Annotated in this window: 17 protein-coding genes and 2 tRNA genes; 8 read left to right on the top strand and 11 right to left on the bottom strand. The window is 36.1% G+C overall.

Going from position 1 to position 17,067, the window contains the following annotated elements; genetic code table 11:
- Positions 1 to 33: 33 nt before the first annotated feature.
- The 3 genes from KXJ69_RS00095 to KXJ69_RS00085 form a co-directional block, all read right to left on the bottom strand.
- Positions 34 to 939, bottom strand: coding sequence for a MerR family transcriptional regulator (locus KXJ69_RS00095; RefSeq protein ID WP_219050238.1), 906 nt, complete (start codon positions 937 to 939; stop codon positions 34 to 36).
- A gap of 132 nt (positions 940 to 1,071) precedes the next feature.
- Positions 1,072 to 1,154, bottom strand: a tRNA-Leu gene (locus tag KXJ69_RS00090).
- Between the two features lie 52 nt (positions 1,155 to 1,206).
- Positions 1,207 to 1,279 (bottom strand) — tRNA-Lys (locus KXJ69_RS00085).
- A 250-nt stretch (positions 1,280 to 1,529) separates the two neighbouring features.
- Between KXJ69_RS00085 and KXJ69_RS00080 the strand changes: the two genes are divergently transcribed.
- A complete protein-coding gene (locus tag KXJ69_RS00080) occupies positions 1,530 to 2,054 on the top strand; it encodes a shikimate kinase (RefSeq protein WP_308701021.1) in 525 nt (174 codons plus the stop codon).
- On the opposite strand, the gene KXJ69_RS00075 is transcribed toward KXJ69_RS00080, so the two are convergent.
- Together KXJ69_RS00075 and KXJ69_RS00070 are read right to left on the bottom strand one after the other, a co-directional pair.
- On the bottom strand, positions 2,046 to 2,546 hold the full coding sequence (locus tag KXJ69_RS00075; protein ID WP_219050237.1) for a phosphoribosyltransferase family protein: 501 nt from the start codon (positions 2,544 to 2,546) through the stop codon (positions 2,046 to 2,048). The two genes, KXJ69_RS00080 and KXJ69_RS00075, sit on opposite strands and share 9 nt — an antisense overlap.
- Before the next feature lie 17 nt (positions 2,547 to 2,563).
- The gene (locus tag KXJ69_RS00070; protein ID WP_219050236.1) at positions 2,564 to 2,938 is read right to left on the bottom strand and encodes an RNA-binding S4 domain-containing protein; all 375 of its coding nucleotides are present in this window, start codon (positions 2,936 to 2,938) and stop codon (positions 2,564 to 2,566) included.
- A 78-nt stretch (positions 2,939 to 3,016) separates the two neighbouring features.
- Here KXJ69_RS00070 and KXJ69_RS00065 point away from each other — a divergent pair, with 78 nt between their 5' ends.
- Complete coding sequence (locus tag KXJ69_RS00065) at positions 3,017 to 4,042, top strand: FKBP-type peptidyl-prolyl cis-trans isomerase (RefSeq protein WP_219050235.1); 1,026 nt, start codon at positions 3,017 to 3,019, stop codon at positions 4,040 to 4,042.
- A 54-nt stretch (positions 4,043 to 4,096) separates the two neighbouring features.
- On the opposite strand, the gene KXJ69_RS00060 is transcribed toward KXJ69_RS00065, so the two are convergent.
- Both KXJ69_RS00060 and KXJ69_RS00055 read right to left on the bottom strand, forming a co-directional pair.
- Entirely contained in the window at positions 4,097 to 5,050 is a 954-nt protein-coding gene (locus tag KXJ69_RS00060) for a transketolase family protein (protein WP_219050234.1), read from the bottom strand.
- 16 nt (positions 5,051 to 5,066) lie between these two features.
- Positions 5,067 to 5,912: a transketolase gene (locus KXJ69_RS00055; protein ID WP_219050233.1), complete on the bottom strand. Its 846-nt coding sequence runs from the start codon at positions 5,910 to 5,912 to the stop codon at positions 5,067 to 5,069.
- Positions 5,913 to 6,091: 179 nt separating this feature from the next.
- On the opposite strand from KXJ69_RS00055, the gene tgt reads away from it, so the two are divergent.
- The 6 genes from tgt (at position 6,092) to KXJ69_RS00025 (ending at position 13,237) form a co-directional block, all read left to right on the top strand.
- Positions 6,092 to 7,222, top strand: a complete 1,131-nt coding sequence (tgt, locus tag KXJ69_RS00050) for a tRNA guanosine(34) transglycosylase Tgt (RefSeq protein ID WP_219050232.1) — start codon at positions 6,092 to 6,094, stop codon at positions 7,220 to 7,222.
- The gene (locus KXJ69_RS00045; protein ID WP_219050231.1) at positions 7,222 to 8,304 is read left to right on the top strand and encodes an LptF/LptG family permease; all 1,083 of its coding nucleotides are present in this window, start codon (positions 7,222 to 7,224) and stop codon (positions 8,302 to 8,304) included. The genes tgt and KXJ69_RS00045 overlap by 1 nt, the downstream gene beginning before the upstream one ends.
- Complete coding sequence (locus KXJ69_RS00040) at positions 8,291 to 9,193, top strand: DMT family transporter (RefSeq protein ID WP_219050230.1); 903 nt, start codon at positions 8,291 to 8,293, stop codon at positions 9,191 to 9,193. The genes KXJ69_RS00045 and KXJ69_RS00040 overlap by 14 nt, the downstream gene beginning before the upstream one ends.
- A gap of 54 nt (positions 9,194 to 9,247) precedes the next feature.
- Positions 9,248 to 10,201 (top strand): acetyl-CoA carboxylase carboxyltransferase subunit alpha, encoded by a 954-nt coding sequence (locus KXJ69_RS00035; RefSeq protein ID WP_219050229.1) that lies wholly within the window; start codon positions 9,248 to 9,250, stop codon positions 10,199 to 10,201.
- Between the two features lie 166 nt (positions 10,202 to 10,367).
- Positions 10,368 to 11,924 (top strand): replicative DNA helicase, encoded by a 1,557-nt coding sequence (gene dnaB, locus KXJ69_RS00030; RefSeq protein WP_219050228.1) that lies wholly within the window; start codon positions 10,368 to 10,370, stop codon positions 11,922 to 11,924.
- 53 nt (positions 11,925 to 11,977) lie between these two features.
- Positions 11,978 to 13,237 (top strand): asparagine synthetase B, encoded by a 1,260-nt coding sequence (locus KXJ69_RS00025; RefSeq protein WP_219050227.1) that lies wholly within the window; start codon positions 11,978 to 11,980, stop codon positions 13,235 to 13,237.
- Positions 13,238 to 13,305: 68 nt separating this feature from the next.
- Here KXJ69_RS00025 and rplT read toward each other — a convergent pair whose 3' ends face one another.
- The 4 genes from rplT to thrS all read right to left on the bottom strand — a co-directional run bounded on the left by rplT (position 13,306) and on the right by thrS (position 16,529).
- Positions 13,306 to 13,650, bottom strand: a complete 345-nt coding sequence (gene rplT, locus KXJ69_RS00020) for a 50S ribosomal protein L20 (RefSeq protein ID WP_219050226.1) — start codon at positions 13,648 to 13,650, stop codon at positions 13,306 to 13,308.
- 100 nt (positions 13,651 to 13,750) lie between these two features.
- Positions 13,751 to 13,948: a 50S ribosomal protein L35 gene (gene rpmI / locus KXJ69_RS00015; RefSeq protein WP_219050225.1), complete on the bottom strand. Its 198-nt coding sequence runs from the start codon at positions 13,946 to 13,948 to the stop codon at positions 13,751 to 13,753.
- Between the two features lie 60 nt (positions 13,949 to 14,008).
- The gene (gene infC, locus KXJ69_RS00010) at positions 14,009 to 14,521 is read right to left on the bottom strand and encodes a translation initiation factor IF-3 (protein ID WP_308701028.1); all 513 of its coding nucleotides are present in this window, start codon (positions 14,519 to 14,521) and stop codon (positions 14,009 to 14,011) included.
- 67 nt (positions 14,522 to 14,588) lie between these two features.
- Positions 14,589 to 16,529 (bottom strand): threonine--tRNA ligase, encoded by a 1,941-nt coding sequence (gene thrS, locus KXJ69_RS00005; RefSeq protein ID WP_219050224.1) that lies wholly within the window; start codon positions 16,527 to 16,529, stop codon positions 14,589 to 14,591.
- Between the last annotated feature and the right edge of the window lie 538 nt (positions 16,530 to 17,067).

Raw genomic sequence — 17,067 nt, 5'->3', positions numbered from 1 at the left:
AACAAAAATATGAACTTGTTTAAAAATTTAAGATTATTTTAATGAAGTTATCTTTTCTTCCAAACTTTTTAAACTGTTTATAACAGTTACATTTTTAGGTAATTTCTTATCATCAATATCTTTTACTTTAAGTCCCATTAACCATAATTGCATATTGCTTTTAGAGCTAATTTCATTCTCAAACCGGTCGATGTATTCATAAACACTTTCGTGATCTGGTTTTACGGTAAAGTAAGATAAAAACGTAAGGGAGTTATAGTGTTTAAGTAGGTGTTTTAAACTTTCCAACGGAATATTATTACCTAAGTAGATAGTTGTAAAACCTTCTGAAAGTAATTTGTAATTGGCAAAAAGAAGTCCAATTTCATGAATTTCTTCGTGGGGTAGGTATAAAGCAAATTGCGGTGCTTTTTTTTCTTTTAGATTTTCAAGCAGTTTATGGTTTTCAACCATGATTTTTTGCCTAATGATTTCAGAAATAAATCGTTCGTGTGCTGGGTCGATACTTCCTGTAGACCATAAATTACCAATATCGGTGAGTAAGGGAATAAAGATATCGAAGAATATTTGGTTAAAAGATTTCGTTTCAGCCACTTTATTATACGCTTTAGCAAAGGAGTGATAATCAAAGTCAAACATGGCTGTTTTAAAGGCTTGTAAGGCATATCCTTCCTTATTTTCTCCCTCTTTTTCCTGAATTATTTGCGTAATTTCTTTTTCGTCGAGATTTGCAATCTTCGAAATTTTGTAGCCTTCATTGTACAAAAAGGAAACATTTAGTAAACGCTTTAGGTTTTCTAAATCGTAAAATCGAATATTGGTTTGAGTACGATCTGGCTCTAGAAGATTGTATCTTTTTTCCCAAATACGAATGGTGTGAGCCTTTACTCCACTTAGGTTTTCGAGGTCTTTTATGCTGAATTGTGTCTTAACAAACATACTAACAATTTAAGCGAAGGTACTAAAAATTGTTACTCAAAATGAAATATTGTTTATTATTATTATTGAATTATTAAACAAACAAGGAATGGATTTGGAATAAAAAAAACGCCGGGGATTCAGCGTTTTTTGTACCGAGAATGGGAATCGAACCCACACGTCCTTAGGACACATGGCCCTCAACCATGCCTGTCTACCAGTTCCAGCACCTCGGTAGGTATTGCAGTAAACTAAAAAGTCGAACCCTAAGTTCCGACTTTTTCTTTGTGACCTGGCTGGGGCTCGAACCCAGGACCACCTCCTTAAAAGGGAGGTGCTCTACCAACTGAGCTACCAGGTCATTAAAAATTTAGCGGGCTTGTCACCCGCTTCCAAACAAAAAATTTCTCTGTTTGCGGGTGCAAATATAATATCATTATGTTTATTAAGCAAAGTAAAATTAATAGAAATTTATTAATCTTTTAAATTAACCATTTTCATTAGAGATATTACGATATTTGTTAATCAAAAATGCCCATTAAATATTTAATAAACACTTCGAAGATGACTAGCTTGGGCATTGCATCTTCAGATATAGCAACTAGTATATAATGATGAAATTGGTTTTAATTGGTTATATGGGATCGGGAAAATCTTTACTAGGGAAACATCTTTCACAAGTATTGGATATTCCCTTTCAAGATTTAGATACTTATATTGAAACTTCTGAAAAAAGTTCTATTAGTCAACTTTTTGAAACCAAAGGCGAAATTTATTTCCGAAAAAGGGAGGCAATACTACTTCAGAAAATACTTTCAGAAAATTCAAATTTAATTCTAGCTACTGGAGGGGGAACACCTTGTTATGGCTCTGTTATGAAGGACTTATTGGGTAGTAATAATGTATTAACTATATATCTAAAATGTTCTGTAGATACGCTTACAGAACGCCTGTGGAAAGAGAAAGAAAGTAGACCTCTTATTTCTCATATAAAATCAAAGGAGGTATTAAACGATTTTATAAGAAAGCATCTTTTTGAAAGGAGTTATTACTACAATCAAGCAAACATTACTGTTGCATGTGATGGTCTTTCAGAAAAAGAAATTGTAGAGAAAATTCTCTTTCAGCTATTTTAAAGAAATACTGTAGTTGTTCTTTGCAAAATCGACAACCACATTTTCATTTATGGATGTAGAAAGTGAAATCCCTTTGAAATCTGCTTTTACAGGATATTTTTTGTGATTTCTGTCTGCTAGAACTGCCGTTTTAAATTGTTTTAAGGGTATGTCCAAAAAATGTTTTACTCCATAAATTAAAGTAGTACCTGAGTTAAGCACATCGTCCACCAATACTACCGACTTATTTTCAATCTCAGATAATTTTAATGAAGTTTTCACAGTGTTAATAGGATTTTTTTTATCCATAGTGACTTCACATAAAATCACTTTAAAAGGTGCTATTTTTTCAACTTGGGATTTTAGCTTTTTGGCGAGAATAAAACCATTCTCGTGTATCCCAGCAATTACAACCTCGGTTTCATTAACATTAGTTTCATAAACCTGATAGGCCATTCTTCTAATTTTATGGACAATCTCGCGATGATTTAATATTACTGTGGTTGTTTGCATACGGCAAAGATAATAAATTAGTCTTCGGTTGTGTCTGTAAAATCCTCTAGGTCTCTTCGATCTTTTTTGGTAGGTCTTCCCACTCCTTTTTTGCGATAATACTCTTTTGAGTATTTTAATAGTTCTTGATTTTTAAACGCTTCAGGTGGGGTTGTGTCAACTCTATATAGGTTTACCAACTTAGCACCAACACGGTTTTCGGGAATATCTATTACCTCAAGTGTATAATGAATTTGATCTTTTCTCACTGTAATAGTATCCCCAGGATATACCTCTCGGGAGGGTTTAACAGGCTCGTTATTTACTTTAATGGCTCCCTTTTTACATACCTGTGTAGCGATATTTCGGGTTTTAAAATATCGTGTACACCATAAATATTTATCTATTCGCATATAAAAGCGTTTAAATCTACGTTAAAGCCATTACAAAAATAGTTGAAAATTGTATCTTGCGCCATCAAAAAATTGAAGATGAAGAAATCTGTTTTTTTACTTTCCATAATAGCGGTACTACTGTTCACTGTTTTTTCTTGTAACAAGAAGGACGACGGTGTCACTTTTGTTCCTGCAAGAGATAGAGGAGAAGAGGCCCCTGTTTCTGTTGCTATTATAGAAGAGTACTTGCAAACACACTTTTATAATTACGAAGAATTTGCCAATCCTCCAGCCAATTTTGACTACAAAATAAAGTTCGATACCATTGCTGGGGATAATGCAAATAAGATTCCTTTAATAGATCAAGTATCTTCAAAAACGGTTCCAGATCGTGTGGCAGATGGAGTTAACTATACGTTATACTACTTAAATGCCCTTGAAGGCGGGGGTCAAAAGCCAACTTTTGCAGATGTAGTTACCCTTAGGTATGAAGGTAGGTTTTTAAATACTGAATTTACGTTATCGCCTTACTCAAGTTTATTTGATAGTGCAGCAAGTCCTGTGAGTTTTGATTTAACAGCCGTTGTTAATGGGTTTCAAGATGGAATGATTGAGTTTAAAACCTCACCAACAGGCCCAATTACTAATCCAGATGGTACGGTAAGTTTTGAAAATTATGGTGTAGGTGCTGTCTTTATTCCTTCAGGATTAGGATATTATGTGAGTCCGCCAAACGGTTCTCCAATACCCTTTTATTCTCAATTAATCTTTACATTTCAATTGTATACCACCAGAGTTGGTGATCAAGATGGTGATGGTATTCCAACATTTTATGAAGATTTAAATGGAAATAAAATTGAGGAAGATGACGATACAGATAACGATGGACTGCCCAATTATTTTGATACGGATGACGATAATGACGGAAGACCTACCATTCAAGAAATAACTGTTCGCGAATATATTTTAGCAGAAGGAGATCCTTATCCTGAACTAGGCGCAGATGAGTTTGAAGTAAATAGTGTCTACAATGAAAGTACCATGGAAACCACCATTACCACTTTGGAATATAAAGACGCTAATGGCGATGGTTTGCCAGATTACTTAGATAGCACCCTTTAAATCAAAAAGTCCCGCAAAATGCGGGACTTTTTGATTAGGGTACAAAAAAAGATATTACTTCCTTGTCATCACCTTCAATGCTGCTTTGGTAATAGCTGCAGCATTTAATCCATATTTTTCCATAAGTTGTTCTGGAGTACCAGACTCCCCAAAAGTATCTTGAGTAGCAACAATTTCTTGTGGTGTTGGGTTATTTTGTGCAAGGACTCTTGCAACACTTTCCCCAAGGCCTCCTAAATAATTATGTTCTTCTGCAGTAACAACACAGCCTGTTTTTTTAACGCTTTTTAGAATAGCCTGAGAATCTAAAGGTTTAATGGTATGGATGTTAATGACATCGGCAGAAACTCCTTGTTCATTTAATGTTTCAGCAGCTTTTAACGCTTCCCAAACCAAATGTCCTGTGGCAATAATCGTAACGTCATTACCTTCTTGTAGTTGTACTGCTTTTCCAATTTCGAATGATTGGTTTTCTGGAGTGAAATTGGCAACTTTGGGTCTTCCAAATCGTAAATACACAGGTCCGTGGTGATCTGCAATGGCTATGGTAGCGGCTTTGGTCTGGTTGTAATCACAGGTGTTAATTACAGTCATTCCTGGCAGCATTTTCATTAAGCCAATATCCTCTAAAATTTGATGGGTGGCACCATCTTCCCCTAATGTCAAGCCTGCGTGTGAAGCACATATTTTCACATTTTTATGACTGTAAGCGATACTCTGACGAATTTGATCGTACACTCTTCCCGTTGAGAAATTAGCAAATGTTCCTGTAAAAGGAATTTTTCCTCCAATGGTTAATCCAGCAGCAATTCCCATCATATTTGCTTCGGCAATTCCTACTTGAAAGAATCGCTCTGGATGATTTGCTTTAAAATCATCCATTTTTAAAGAGCCTGTTAAATCGGCGCAAAGAGCAACCACATTGGGGTGGGTTTTTCCGAGTTCGGTAAGCCCTGCACCAAAGCCAGAACGTGTATCTTTTTTACCTGAATCTATATATTTTTTCATCGTGTTTTTTTCCGAATTAATAATCCCCAAGAGTCACTGGGTTTTGAGAAAGTGCAATTTCTAACTGCTCGTCGTTAGGTGCTTTTCCGTGCCAATCGTGGGTATGCATCATAAAATCAACACCATGACCCATCACTGTATGCAACAATACACACACTGGCTTTCCATTTCCAGTTTTAGATTTTGCCGTTTTCATCCTGTTCATAATAGCTTCCAGATTGTTACCTTGTTCAATCTCCATTACATCCCAACCAAAAGCTTCAAACTTTCCTTTTAAGTTTCCTAACGGAAGGACATTGTCTGTAGAACCATCAATTTGTTGGCCATTATAATCTACCGTTACAATAAGGTTGTCTACTTTGTTTCCGGCAGCATACATTATCGCTTCCCAATTCTGTCCCTCTTGTAATTCTCCATCTCCGCAAAGTGTATAAACAAGATGCGAATCGTTATTCAACTTTTTTGAATGAGCTGCACCTATTGCTACAGAAATTCCTTGTCCTAAAGATCCAGAAGCAATTCGAATTCCTGGAAGGCCTTCATGCGTAGTTGGGTGTCCTTGTAATCGTGAATTTAGTAACCGAAAGGTATTTAATTCTTCCACTGGGAAGTAGCCAGAACGTGCTAAAACACTATAGAACACAGGAGAGATATGGCCGTTGGAAAGGAAGAAAATATCTTCTCCTTTTCCATCCATATTGAAACCTTCCTTTCTATCCATCAATTCTTGGAATAGGGCTACAAAAAATTCGGTGCATCCCAGTGAACCGCCTGGATGGCCCGAATTCACTTTGTGCACCTGTCTTAAAATATCTCTCCGTACTTGAATTACCAAGTCGTTGAGATGTTGCATATCTGGCATAGAGTATTTGTTTTTTCTGCTTCAAAAATACCACTTTCAAAAAGTGGGACAAAGTGAAAAATTGAGCAGTTATTAACGATTTCAAGGTTTTAGTTAACAGTTGTTAAATTTCTGAATTAGGAAAGTTCAAATCAGAATTTATAAAAGGGTATCTTTGCCAACTCAATTTACAGTATTTCATGCAATTTAAGTTAGAAGGAAAAGACGAGCAATCTAAGGCAAGAGCAGGAACCATTACATTGGATCACGGGGTTGTGGAAACACCCATTTTTATGCCTGTAGGTACAGTGGGTACCGTGAAAGGGGTGCATCAAAAAGAATTGGCCGAAGAGATTAATCCTGATATTATTTTAGGAAATACGTATCACTTATACTTACGCCCACAGACTCAAATTCTAGAAAAAGCAGGAGGTCTGCACAAGTTCATGAATTGGGATCGAAATATTTTAACCGATAGTGGGGGATACCAAGTATATTCTCTTTCAGCCAATAGAAAAATAAAAGAAGAAGGTGTCAAATTTAAATCACATATTGACGGAAGTACCCATTTTTTTACACCGGAAAATGTGATGGAAATTCAGCGAACGATTGGTGCAGATATTATCATGGCATTTGATGAGTGTACTCCTTATCCTTGCGAATATAATTACGCAAAGCGGTCGATGCATATGACGCATCGTTGGTTAGACAGATGTATTTCGCACCTTGAAAAGCTTCCGGTAAAATATGGGTACAATCAGACATTCTTTCCCATTGTTCAAGGGAGTACCTATAAAGATCTTCGGAAACAATCTGCAGAATATATCGCTTCGGTGGGAGCAGATGGGAATGCCATAGGCGGACTTTCGGTAGGTGAACCCGCCGAAGAAATGTACGAAATGACAGAAGTGGTAACCGCTATTTTACCAGAAGACAAACCCCGCTATTTAATGGGAGTAGGAACACCTATTAATATTCTTGAAAATATTGCGTTAGGTATAGATATGTTCGACTGTGTCATGCCTACACGAAATGGAAGAAACGGAATGTTGTTTACAGCCAATGGCACCATCAATATCAAAAATAAAAAGTGGGAAGACAATTTTTCAGAAATTGATGAAATGGGAATTACTTGGGTCGATACTGCTTATAGTAAAGCCTATTTAAGGCATTTATTTACTGTGAATGAAATGCTTGGGAGACAAATTGCTACGATACATAATTTAGGGTTTTACCTTTGGTTGGTTCGTGAAGCGAGAAAGCATATATTAGCAGGAGATTTTGCCTCTTGGAAAAACACCATGGTCCGTAATATGGATAAAAGACTGTAATGTTTAGTATACTCGACCGATATATTTTAAGAAAGTACTTAGGGACATTTATTCTCCTTTTGTTGCTTTTTATTCCTATTGGAATTACCATCAACCTAGCCGAGAAAATTGATAAAATTCTAGCCAACGAAGTGCCTTTTATTCAGGTAGCGATTTACTATTTAGACTTTACGGTGTATTTCGCTAATTTATTATTTCCATTGTTCTTGTTTTTGTCTATTATTTGGTTTACGTCAAAATTGGCAAATAACACGGAAGTAATTGCTTTTTTGAGTAGTGGAGTCTCCTATTATCGTTTTCTACGACCCTATATAATAGGTGCCACTATTGTATGTATTGGCGCTTTTTTCCTCGGGAATTATTTGGCTCCTACTGCAAGTAAAGGTTTTAATGAGTTTAGTTATCGATACCTCAATAAGAGTCGAGGTAAGGATCGAGAGCAGGCAAATGTGTATAGACAAATTAATGAAAACGAATATATTTATGTAAGCTATTTTAATGTGAAGGAAAAGTCTGGAAACGACTTTTCTCTTGAGCATTTTGACGGCAATAAAATGAAATACAAATTAGCCGCCAATAGAATTGTTTATAACGAAGAAGATTCTACGTATACCCTGTTTAATTATAGCAAGCGGTTTATTGGCGAAAGGGAAGATTCTATTGTTTCAGCTCCAAAAAAAGATACTATTTTTCCTTTTGAGATTGAAGATTTAACGCCTGTAGCTTACATTGCAGAAACGCTTAATTTTACTGAACTTAATAGTTTTATTGCGAGAGAAAAGGCAAAAGGATCTTCCTATATAAATAGGTACGAAGTGGTTCGTTACAAACGATGGAGCTTGCCCGTATCTGCCTATATTTTAACCATAATAGCAGTAGCCGTTTCTTCGGTAAAAAGAAGAGGAGGAATGGGAATTAATTTAGCCATAGGAATAGGCATTGGAATGATTTTCGTATTCTTCGATAAGATCTTTGGTACCATTGCGGAACAAAGTACATTTTCGCCTTTTTTGGCAACTTGGTTTCCTAATTTTGTTTTCGGTATTTTAGCCATATACCTTCTCCGAAATGCGAAACGATAAATTACTTAATTATCTACACCTCCATTTTATAGTTTTTATCTGGGGATTTACAGCAGTTATAGGGGCATTGATTTCACTAGATGCAATTCCTTTGGTTTGGTATCGCATGGGATTGGCTAGCGTTTTTGTCCTTTTATATATTGCCATTGCGAGAAAGAAAATTAGATTTCCAAAGAAAGTATTATTTGGTTTTTTTATTGCTGGATTAATCATTGCGGTGCATTGGCTTACTTTTTTTGGAGCCATTAAAGTATCCAATGTTTCAGTTACGTTGGCCATTATGTCTACAGGGGCTTTTTTTACTTCATTATTAGAACCCCTTTTTTACAAAAGAAGAATAATTTTTTATGAAGTGATTTTCGGCTTAATTGCAGTAATAGGACTCTTCATTATTTTTCAGGCAAGTATGGAATACTTCTGGGGTATTATCCTCGCATTAATTTCTGCCTTTTTAAGTGCTTTATTCTCGGTTATTAATGGGAGGTATGCAAAGCGTTACGAAGCTTCTGTGATATCGATGTACGAACTAATTTTTGGGATGCTTTGTATTTCTGTGTACCTACTATTTACGGAAAGTTTTACTGCCGATTTTTTTATTGTTTCTACTTCAGACTGGTGGTATCTTTTCTTATTAGCATCCGTATGTACAGCCTATGCTTTTATAGCTTCGGTACATGTCATGCGATGGTTATCACCATTTACGGTCATGCTTACCATCAATTTGGAACCGGTCTACGGAATTATTTTAGCTTTATGGATTTTAGGTGATTCAGAAAATATGAGCCCACAATTTTATTATGGTGCTCTTATAATTTTGGCTACTGTAATTTTAAACGGAATTTTAAAAATGAAAGCCTACAGAAAAAGCAAAGAAATACCCCTAAGCTAAGTACAAAATTTTATATTTGTAGTTCACAACAATCAAACTTCAGCAAGAGAAATTATGGAATATCTTGATTTTGAATTGCCTATTAAAGAATTGCAGGAACAGTATGACAAAGCTTGTCTTATTGGAGAGGAAAGCGATGTAGATGTATCCAATACCTGTAAACAAATTGAAAAAAAATTAGTCGAAACCAAGAAGGAGATTTATAAAAATTTAACCCCTTGGCAACGTGTACAGTTATCGAGACACCCAGACCGTCCCTACACCATGGATTATATTAAAGCCATTTGTGGGGATTCTTTTTTAGAATTACACGGCGATAGAGGATTTAAGGATGACAAAGCCATGGTGGGTGGACTTGGCAAATTAGGGGATCAAAGTTTTATGTTTATTGGTCAGCAAAAGGGTTATAATACCAAAACACGACAATACCGTAATTTTGGGATGGCAAATCCAGAAGGATATCGCAAAGCATTACGCTTAATGAAATCGGCCGAAAAATTTGGAATCCCTGTAGTTACCTTAATTGATACCCCTGGCGCCTATCCTGGACTTGAAGCAGAAGAACGTGGACAAGGTGAAGCCATTGCTCGTAATATTTTGGAAATGACAAAACTGGAAGTTCCTATTATTGTAGTTATTATAGGTGAAGGAGCTAGTGGTGGTGCATTAGGCATTGGTGTAGGTGATCAAGTGCTTATGATGGAAAATACTTGGTACTCTGTGATCTCCCCAGAAAGCTGCTCTTCTATTTTATGGCGTAGCTGGGAGTTTAAAGAACAAGCCGCGGAAGCCCTAAAACTAACGGCTACCGACATGAAAAAATTAAAATTAATCGACCATATCATTAAGGAACCATTGGGAGGAGCTCATAGTGATAAAAAAGGAGCTTATATCGCCGTTGCAAAAGCAATTGAAAAAGCATATGACGAATTGAAGAACTTATCCCCAACAGATTTGGTTGAAAAACGAATGGATAAATATTCTAAAATGGGTGAGTATAAAAGCTAATTCCAGCAATACCAACACCTTTCAAAAAACCGATAATTCAATATCGGTTTTTTTTGTGGTTATTAACAATATTTTTAACTTGTTAACAGTTCAATTGTTAACCAATGGTGAACAGCTAATTCAAAAAAATGCTCGTTGCACTTAACAATTTTTTTACATTCGCTATATGGAAAAAGTACAACCTCAAACCTCATATTCCAGCCGTTCGGCTCAGGTAATTTCTTTGGAAAAAGGAAAATTACCTCCACAAGCTGTTGATTTAGAGGAGGTTGTGTTGGGTGCAATGATGATTGATAAAAAAGGAGTCGATGAAGTAATCGATATTTTGCATCCAGAAGTATTCTACAAAGAAGCACATCAAAACATTTTTGAAGCGATTTACAAACTCTTCCAAAGTAGTGAACCTGTTGACTTATTAACGGTTTCGGCACAGCTTAAAAAGGAAAAAAAGCTTGATATCATTGGAGGTGAGTTTTATCTCATTCAATTAACCCAAAAAGTATCTTCTTCGGCACATATCGAATTCCATGCTCGAATCATTCTTCAGAAATACATTCAGCGAAGTTTAATTAAAATTTCGAATGAAATTATTGAAGACTCATACGATGAAGGAACCGATGTATTCGATTTACTTGATTCAGCAGAATCTAAATTATACGAAGTCACTCAAGGAAACTTAAAACGTTCTTCAGAAACGGCTCAAAGTTTAGTAATACAGGCCAAAAAACGAATTGAAGAAATTGCAAACAAAGAAGGACTATCAGGAATTCCTTCAGGGTTTACTCAAGTAGATAAATTAACTTCAGGTTGGCAGCCCAGTGATTTAGTGATTATTGCAGCACGTCCAGGGATGGGTAAAACGGCATTGACTTTATCGATGGCTAGAAATATGGCAGTAAATTACAATATTCCTGTGGCATTTTTCTCATTAGAAATGTCTTCGGTACAGTTAATCACACGTTTAATTTCTTCTGAAACAGGACTTTCTTCTGAAAAACTAAGAACAGGTAATCTTGAAAAACACGAGTGGGAACAGTTAAACGTAAAAGTAAAAGGACTGGAAACAGCACCCCTTTTTATCGATGACACGCCCTCTCTTTCCATTTTTGATCTTCGGGCAAAAGCACGCCGATTGGCATCACAACACGGTATTAAATTGATTATGGTAGATTACCTTCAGTTAATGACTGCGGGTGGAAGCCAAAAAGGAGGAAATCGAGAACAAGAAATATCGACCATTTCCCGAAATTTAAAAGCACTTGCAAAAGAATTAAATGTTCCTGTTATTGCATTATCACAGCTTTCGCGTGCTGTGGAAACACGTGGAGGAAGCAAACGTCCCTTGTTAAGTGACCTTCGTGAATCGGGAGCGATTGAGCAAGATGCCGATATCGTTTCGTTTATCTATCGTCCAGAATATTACAAAATTGACGAATGGGACGATGAAGAACGTACACCAACTGCTGGGCAAGCCGAGTTTATCGTTGCCAAACACCGTAACGGTGGCTTGGACGAAATTCGATTGAAATTCGTTGGTCATTTAGGTCGCTTCGAAAATCTTGAAATGTTCGATTTCCCAACCGAAATTCACTCCCGAATGAATGATGCGGCGAATGATGATACTTTTAAGCCTTCCAATTTACCCTCTCCCGATGAAGCTTTTGGTAGTTCTATGAATGACGATGTTACGCCAAGCGATGGAGATGATGGGATTCCTTTTTAAATAATTAAGAATTTCACCCAATTTGGCTCAAAATTTGTCGTTATCTTAGCACTATGAGTCGAATTATTATTACCCTTTTTATATTACTTTTTAGTTTTAAAGGTTTTGCATCCTATATCCTTATTCCAATGGATGCCGAAGGCCAAGCCGAGCATTTAAAAGCCTATGGGATTACCTATTGGGTGCTAGAAAAACAGATGAAAGCAAAGTGGTTGCTAAACTATCGCGGCGGTTCCTTTCTGTTGCCCGATACTGAAGCTATTCGGAAAGAGTGCCAAATACGAGGTGTCTCTTTTGAAGTTATGAGCGATTCGCAAACCAATCAGATTTTAGAAGAAATAAGTAGTCCTTCCCAAAATATGGAGGCGGTGGTGTTGGAAAAAGCACCAAAAATTGCGGTGTATTCGCCCAAAGGAAATCAGCCTTGGGATGATGCTGTGACCATGGTTCTTACCTATGCCGAAATTCCTTACACTACAATATATGATGAAGAAGTATTAACAGATCAATTACTATTATATGATTGGCTTCATTTGCACCACGAAGATTTTACAGGGCAATACGGAAAGTTTTATCGAGCGTATCGAACAGCGCCATGGTATATTGAACAAAAGCGAGAAGCAGAAGCATTGGCAGCTAGGTTAGGATATAGTAAAGTGTCTGAAGAAAAAAGAGACGTTGCTTTAAAAATTAGAGATTATGTAATTGGTGGTGGTTTTATGTTTGCCATGTGCAGTGCAACCGATAGTTTTGATATTGCCTTGGCAGCAGAAGGCGTAGATATTTGTGAACCAATGTTTGACGGAGACCCTAGTGAGTCGGGCTATCAAAGTAAGATAGATTATAACCGAACATTTGCTTTTAAGGACTTTACGTTAGAACGTAGTCCCAATGTATACGAATTTTCTTCCATAGATGTCACCAATACACGAAAGGTTAATAGAAATACTGATTATTTTACCTTAATGGATTATTCGGCAAAGTGGGATCCCATTCCCTGTATGTTGGTGCAAAACCATACTGCGCTAGTAAAAGGATTTATGGGTCAAACAACGGCTTTTAACCCCAATGAAGTAAAGTCAACGGTGTTAGTCATGGGTGAGAACAAAAGTAATGGCGAAGCACGTTATATTCATGGAATCCGCGGAAAAGGCTTCTTTACTTTTTATGGGGGTCACGATCCAGAAGATTATCAGCATCGAGTAGGGGATGCTAAAACCGAATTGGCGCTACATCCCAATTCACCAGGCTATCGATTAATATTAAATAACGTATTGTTTCCAGCGGCTAAGAAGAAAAAGCAGAAGACATAAAATAAAAAACCCGCTCATTGAGCGGGTTTTTTTAGCGAAATAAGATTGTTATTAAATAGGCTTCCGCCTTATTTTACTTTGTTTACAATGGCTTCAAAAGCTTCTGGGTGGTTCATCGCTAAATCGGCAAGAACTTTACGGTTCAATTCGATATTATTTGCTTTTACTGCTCCCATAAATTTTGAATAAGACATTCCGTGTTGACGGGCACCCGCATTAATACGAGTAATCCATAAGGCACGGAAGTTTCTTTTCTTGGCACGACGGTCTCTGTAAGAGTATTGCATCGCTTTTTCAACAGCGTTTTTAGCAACAGTCCATACATTTTTACGTCTTCCAAAGTAACCTTTGGCTTGCTTAAGTACCTTTTTTCTTCGGGCTCTTTTTGCAACTGAATTTACTGATCTTGGCATAATTTTAATTGTTTTTTGTAGTAGGCGGTTGAAATTTCAACACTTTAATCATACTTGGCCTATCTCCAGGGTTATTAATCTGTTTTAACCGGTTAAGCAATTACTTCATTCGAAGCATTTGTTTAACATTACTCTCGTCACTCTTGTGTACAACAGTGTCATGAGTTAAAGCAAGCTTACGTTTTTTCGACTTCTTTGTTAAGATGTGACTTTTAAACGCATGCTTTCTTTTAATCTTACCAGTACCTGTAAGCTTGAAACGCTTTTTAGCACTAGATTTTGTTTTTTGTTTAGGCATTTTTCCTACGTTTTAATTTATTTCGCTTTATTGTTATCTTCAGTAATTACGACTGAAGTATTATTTCTTTTTAGGTGCTATGAACATCGTCATTCGCTTTCCTTCTAGTTTTGGCATTTGTTCCACTTTGCCAAATTCTTCTAAATCTTGTGCCAAACGAAGTAGTAATATCTCCCCTTGATCCTTGTAAATAATAGAACGACCCTTAAAAAAAACATATGCTTTTAGCTTGGCACCTTCTTTTAGAAACTTTTCTCCGTGTTTCTTTTTGAAGTCATAATCGTGGTCATCGGTATTAGGTCCAAACCTAATTTCTTTTACCACTACTTTGGTAGCTTTTGCTTTAAGTGCTTTTTCTCTTTTCTTTTGTTCGTAAACAAACTTTTTGTAGTCCATCACTTTACATACAGGTGGTTCTGCATTAGGTGATATTTCTACTAGGTCCGATTCTAATTCTTCGGCAATCTCTAAGGCTCTTTTTATGGGGTAAACGCCCACTTCAACATTATCTCCAACAAGACGTACTTCTTTGGCACGAATTTTTTCGTTGATATTATGTTGGTCTTCCTTAATGACTCTTGCCGGTCCTCGGGATCTTTTTCTTCGTATTGCTATGGCTTTATAGGGTTTTAGTTAAACTTTATTTAAATTCTTTTATATCTTTTTTTACTTCTGCTTGAAGCATGTTAGAAAATTCTGAAATACTCATGGTTCCTAAATCTCCTTCACTGTGTTTTCTTACAGAAACCGTACCATCATTTTCTTCTTGCTCACCAACTATTAACATATAAGGGATTTTATTCATTTCTGCCTCCCTAATTTTCTTGCCAATAGTTTCGTTGCGGTTGTCAACGAGGGCGCGAATTTCGTCATTTTCAAGCAAATTTAAAACTTTTTGCCCGTATTTTTCATATTTCTCGCTTAATGTAAGGATGCTAACCTGTTCTGGCATCAACCATAACGGGAAGTTTCCTCCAGTATGCTCTAATAAAATAGCGATAAATCGCTCCATACTTCCGAAGGGTGCACGATGAATCATCACGGGTCTGTGAAGTTCATTGTCATTCCCTTTATATGTAAGTTCAAAACGTTCGGGCAAGTTGTAATCCACTTGAATAGTCCCTAGTTGCCAACTCCTTCCTAAAGCGTCTTTTACCATAAAGTCCAATTTTGGACCGTAGAATGCAGCTTCACCTTCCTCTATAATATAGTCTAATTTTTTATCTTCAACGGCATTAATGATAGCTTTTTCGGCCTTTTCCCAATTTTCAAGATTTCCAATATACTTTTCAGGCTTTTTTGGATCCCTAATAGAAACTTGAGTGGTAAAGTTTTCAAAACCTAAAGATCCAAAAACATAAAGAACTAAATCAATAACGTCTTTAAATTCTTTATCCAGTTGGTCTGGCGTACAAAAAATATGTGCATCATCTTGAGTAAACCCTCGAACACGCGTTAAGCCGTGAAGCTCACCACTTTGTTCATACCGATAAACAGTGCCAAATTCTGCAAAACGTTTTGGTAAATCTTTATATGACCAAGGTTTACTATTATACATTTCGCAATGATGAGGACAGTTCATGGGTTTTAACATAAACTCTTCACCTTCATTGGGGGTTTGTATAGGTTTAAAACTATCCTCTCCGTATTTTGCATAATGCCCAGAGGTTACATATAGTTCCTTTTGACCAATATGTGGTGAAACAACCATTTCGTATCCAGCCTTCTTTTGTGCAGCTTTCAGAAAGTTTTCTAATCTTTCTCTTAGAGCTGCTCCTTTAGGTAACCATAACGGAAGTCCTTGTCCAACTCTTTGTGAAAAGGTGAAAAGTTCTAATTCTTTTCCAAGTTTTCGATGATCCCTTTTCTTGGCTTCCTCAAGCAATTCTAAATAATCGGTTAAATCCTTTTGCTTGGGGAAGCTTATTCCGTAAACCCGAGTAAGTTGTTTATTGTTTTCATCACCTTTATAATAGGCTCCGGCAACACTTAAAATTTTAACAGCTTTTACAATACCGGTATTGGGGATGTGTCCTCCACGGCATAAATCGGTAAAGCTATCGTGGTCGCAAAAAGTAATATCACCATCCTCAAGACCTTCAATAAGGTCAACTTTATATTCGTTTTTGCCTTTGTAATAAGAAAGTGCATCTGCTTTACTTACAGAACGCATTTTAAAATCGTGCTTTCCGCGTGCAATTTCTAGCATTTTATCTTCAATAGTTTTGAAGTCTTTTTCAGAAATAGTGTCGTCCCCTAAATCAACATCATAATAAAACCCTTTATCAATTGCAGGGCCTACCCATAGTTTTACATGGGGGTATAAAGCCTCTAAAGCTTGTGCCAATATGTGCGCTGTAGAATGCCAAAATGCCTTTTTTCCTTCTTCATTATTCCAAGTATAAAGCACCAAACTTCCGTCCTCATTTAATGGAGTGGTAGACTCTATAGTGGTATCATTAAAGGAAGCAGAAATTACATTACGAGCAAGTCCTTCACTTATACTTTTAGCAACATCCATAGGAGTACTTCCAACTTCGTATTTTTTTACACTTCCGTCAGGTAAGGTAATTGCAATCATTTTTTCTGAAAATTAAGTGGCAAAGATACTATTACTTAATTCGTTTTACAATACATCAATCAATACTTTTAAGGACGATGTTTAATCTATTTTATCAATTTGATAATATATATAGGTATAGGAAATTTTGTTGCTTTTTTTAAATGGTTATTCTTGCTTATCAAGCACTTAAAAATTAGTTTAAAAAAATCATTAAAAAAGATTGAAAATATGTTTGTGAATGTAATAAACCAAATTATATTTGCACCCGCTTTGAAAGAGAAATAAGTTTCAATCTGAAAAAAGCAAAAGTTCTTTTTTAAAAAATATTTTGAAAAGTATTGCAGGGTAAAAAAATAGTATTACATTTGCACCCGCAAAACGGATGAGTGAATTAAAAACACGAGTTTCAAAGTAGCGAAAAAGTTATAAAAAGAGTTCATTGATATATTGAAATTGACAGCGTAGGAATATATATTTTAGGATATATATTTCAGACGAAAATTAAACTAGACTAAGTAAAATACCTGAGATTTTTTTGAGGGCTTTTTGTTGTGAT

This window comes from Halomarinibacterium sedimenti (assembly GCF_019312585.1).
In the GTDB taxonomy this organism is placed as follows: Bacteria; Bacteroidota; Bacteroidia; order Flavobacteriales; family Flavobacteriaceae; genus Halomarinibacterium; species Halomarinibacterium sedimenti.
Note: the sequence above shows the minus strand (reverse complement) of the source record. Positions and strands in the feature narration are given on the sequence as shown.

What these genes read in the sequence shown, in the direction of transcription:
- KXJ69_RS00065 (WP_219050235.1), top strand. Translation starts at nt 3,017, where the DNA reads ATGAAGAAATCTGTTTTTTTACTTTCCATAATAGCGGTACTACTGTTC.
- rplT (WP_219050226.1), bottom strand. Translation starts at nt 13,650, where the DNA reads ATGCCAAGATCAGTAAATTCAGTTGCAAAAAGAGCCCGAAGAAAAAAG.
- KXJ69_RS00095 (WP_219050238.1), bottom strand. Translation starts at nt 939, where the DNA reads ATGTTTGTTAAGACACAATTCAGCATAAAAGACCTCGAAAACCTAAGT.
- KXJ69_RS00075 (WP_219050237.1), bottom strand. Translation starts at nt 2,546, where the DNA reads ATGCAAACAACCACAGTAATATTAAATCATCGCGAGATTGTCCATAAA.
- dnaB (WP_219050228.1), top strand. Translation starts at nt 10,368, where the DNA reads ATGGAAAAAGTACAACCTCAAACCTCATATTCCAGCCGTTCGGCTCAG.
- KXJ69_RS00035 (WP_219050229.1), top strand. Translation starts at nt 9,248, where the DNA reads ATGGAATATCTTGATTTTGAATTGCCTATTAAAGAATTGCAGGAACAG.
- KXJ69_RS00045 (WP_219050231.1), top strand. Translation starts at nt 7,222, where the DNA reads ATGTTTAGTATACTCGACCGATATATTTTAAGAAAGTACTTAGGGACA.
- tgt (WP_219050232.1), top strand. Translation starts at nt 6,092, where the DNA reads ATGCAATTTAAGTTAGAAGGAAAAGACGAGCAATCTAAGGCAAGAGCA.
- KXJ69_RS00080 (WP_308701021.1), top strand. Translation starts at nt 1,530, where the DNA reads ATGATGAAATTGGTTTTAATTGGTTATATGGGATCGGGAAAATCTTTA.
- rpmI (WP_219050225.1), bottom strand. Translation starts at nt 13,948, where the DNA reads ATGCCTAAACAAAAAACAAAATCTAGTGCTAAAAAGCGTTTCAAGCTT.
- KXJ69_RS00055 (WP_219050233.1), bottom strand. Translation starts at nt 5,912, where the DNA reads ATGCCAGATATGCAACATCTCAACGACTTGGTAATTCAAGTACGGAGA.
- KXJ69_RS00060 (WP_219050234.1), bottom strand. Translation starts at nt 5,050, where the DNA reads ATGAAAAAATATATAGATTCAGGTAAAAAAGATACACGTTCTGGCTTT.
- KXJ69_RS00070 (WP_219050236.1), bottom strand. Translation starts at nt 2,938, where the DNA reads ATGCGAATAGATAAATATTTATGGTGTACACGATATTTTAAAACCCGA.
- KXJ69_RS00040 (WP_219050230.1), top strand. Translation starts at nt 8,291, where the DNA reads ATGCGAAACGATAAATTACTTAATTATCTACACCTCCATTTTATAGTT.
- thrS (WP_219050224.1), bottom strand. Translation starts at nt 16,529, where the DNA reads ATGATTGCAATTACCTTACCTGACGGAAGTGTAAAAAAATACGAAGTT.
- KXJ69_RS00025 (WP_219050227.1), top strand. Translation starts at nt 11,978, where the DNA reads ATGAGTCGAATTATTATTACCCTTTTTATATTACTTTTTAGTTTTAAA.